This is a genomic window from Novosphingobium sp. (assembly GCF_031417815.1).
Lineage (GTDB): Bacteria > Pseudomonadota > Alphaproteobacteria > Sphingomonadales > Sphingomonadaceae > Novosphingobium.
The window spans coordinates 1-2,357 of sequence record NZ_JANOWI010000024.1 but is presented as its reverse complement, the minus strand read 5'-3'; the positions used below and the strand labels follow the sequence as shown (position 1 = coordinate 2,357).

General features: G+C 65.6%; 1 protein-coding gene and 1 pseudogene. Both read right to left on the bottom strand.

Features of this window, described 5'->3' with window-relative positions; genetic code table 11:
* Window positions 1-1,085, bottom strand: a 1,085-nt coding sequence (locus RMN99_RS06500; protein WP_309622489.1) for a tetratricopeptide repeat protein, incomplete at its 3' end; no start/stop codon positions are given.
* 110 nt (window positions 1,086-1,195) lie between these two features.
* Window positions 1,196-2,357: pseudogene (locus tag RMN99_RS06495) on the bottom strand (cell division protein FtsZ); the annotation flags it as partial.

Here is a 2,357-nt window from a genome sequence, read left to right as displayed (position 1 = left end):
GGTGCCGGGGCCGGGGCCGGCGCGGGGCGCAGCACGGGCGGCGGGCTGGCCATGGGTGTCGCTACGGCCAATTGCACCGGCTTGCCGTTGACTTCGCGGCCCACAGCCGGGACCGGCGGTGCAGCGGCGACCTGGATCGGTGGCTTGTCCTTGCCCTTGCCCTTGCCTTTATCCTTGGCCTTACCCTTTTCAGCTGAGGGCACAGTAACCGGGGCCACGGCCGCCAGAACCGGACGCGTCCGCGCATATTGCGCATAGCGCGGATCGTCCTGCCCGATTTCGGCGGAGCGCGGGAACAAGCCCAGATTGGCCGCCGCCGCTTGCTGCGCCGGGGTCAATTTGGGCATGAAGCTCATATAACCGACCATTTTGTCGGCCGTCTGTTCCGATACGCTTTGCCGCACGATCGTTTCGGCCCCGGTCAGGTTGCCGAGGATCGCCTGCGCAAAGGCGAGCGTGCGCCAGGCTGCCTTGTCGTTGCGCTCGATCAGCGGCGCCAGCGCCGCATCCATCCCGCGCCTGTCACCCGAAATCGCGAGGCTCAGCGCCAGGCGGCGGCTGGCTTCGTCATTGGCCGCCAGCCCGAGCGAGCGGCGATAGTATTGCTGTGCAGTCTGGTTGTCGCCCACCAGATCATAGGCCAGGCCCCGGTCCGACAGCGCCGTGGCATCGAGCGGACCAAGCTTTTCCGCCTGGGCGAACAGATTGATCGCGGTCAGCGGATCGCCCGACAGGACATAGGCCCCGGCCAGCCCCGCCTTGACCCTGACCGAGCCTGGCCACAGCGTATCGGCGCGCTGGTAAAACCCGATTGCCGCCTGGACATCGCCCAGATCGAGCGAGGCGCGCCCCGCTTCGATCAGGGCTTCGACATCCTGGGGATTGCGCGCCAGCTTGTTGAGCGCATCGTTGAGCCGCATCCCGGGCGATTTCGTCGGCAACGGCTGAACAACGGGCTGGCTTATGGCGGGCTGGCTTGCGGCGGGCGCGGTGACCTGGGCATGCGCCGGTATGGCGGTCAGCATCAACGCCGTCGCGCTGGCCCTTAACAGCAGCTTCAGATCCGATTTTTCCATGCCGAACATCGCTGCAGCGTTAACCTTTTCGACGCGCCGCACAAGACGGCTACGATCAGGCTGCTGCCCGATCGTAGCTTAACTCTGGCCGAACGCGACCCGGCCCCGAATGTGCTGCGTTACTGGTTGTTCTGGCGTCCCAGGAAACGCGGGATCGAAATCGACGGGCCGCCATCACCGCCGTCATCATCATCGTCGTCGTCAGCAGAACGGCCGCCGCGCGAAAGATTGGCCATGCGTTCGAACAGCGTGGCCCCGCTGCCCAGCCGCGGCTGGGGCTTGGCCGGCGCTTCGTCGGCCGCGCCGCCCGCTGCACCAGCGCCGCCGGTGCCAGCATCCGAGGCCGACTCTGCGCCGGACCCGGACGGCTCGGGTACGCTGTCATCGCCGCTTGAAACCAGCCCGCGGCGGCGCCCTGGCAGGGCTGATCCGCCACCCACCGGCTCGTCCTCGGCAGCGAGGCGATCGGCATCAAGCAGAAGTTCATCACCATCCGCCGCGCCTTCGTCACTGCCTTCGGGCGCTTCAAGCTTGAGCTCGAACGGCTCATCGCCTTCACCGGTGCCATCGCCGCTTTCGAGTTCGGGCATTTCCCAATCGTCGTCAGCCGACACTTCGGGGGCGGCAACTGCCACCTCGGGTTCGGCTTCAGCTTCGTCAATCGGTTCGGGTTCAACGTCCTCGATTTCCGGTTCGGGCGCAGGCGGTGCGTTGCGTTCGAACAGCGGTTCAGCGGCCGTGACGGTCATCGAAGGCCGGGCCGGGCCGCGTCCGGTGCTCAGGCTGATCGGACGGCTGGCAGCTTCGACCACATGGTCGGCGCTCTGTTCGATCCCGGTGGCGACCACCGAAACGCGGATCCTGCCCTGAAGATCGGGATTGAACGCGCTGCCCCAGATGATGTTGGCATTGGGATCGACCAGTTCGCGAATGTGGTTTGCAGCTTCATCGACTTCGAGCAGCTTCATGTCTTCGCCGCCGATGATCGAGATGATCACGCCCTTGGCACCCTGCATCGAAACACCATCGAGCAGCGGGTTGGCGATCGCCTTTTCCGCAGCTTCGAGCGCGCGGTTTTCGCCGCTGCCTTCGCCGGTGCCCATCATCGCCTTGCCCATTTCGGCCATGACCGAGCGAACGTCGGCGAAATCGAGGTTGATCAGGCCCGGCATGACCATCAGATCGGTGATCGAACGGACGCCCTGCTGGAGCACCTCATCCGCCATCGAGAAGGCTTCCTTGAAGGTCGTATCGGCCTTGGCCACCAGGAACAGGTTCTGA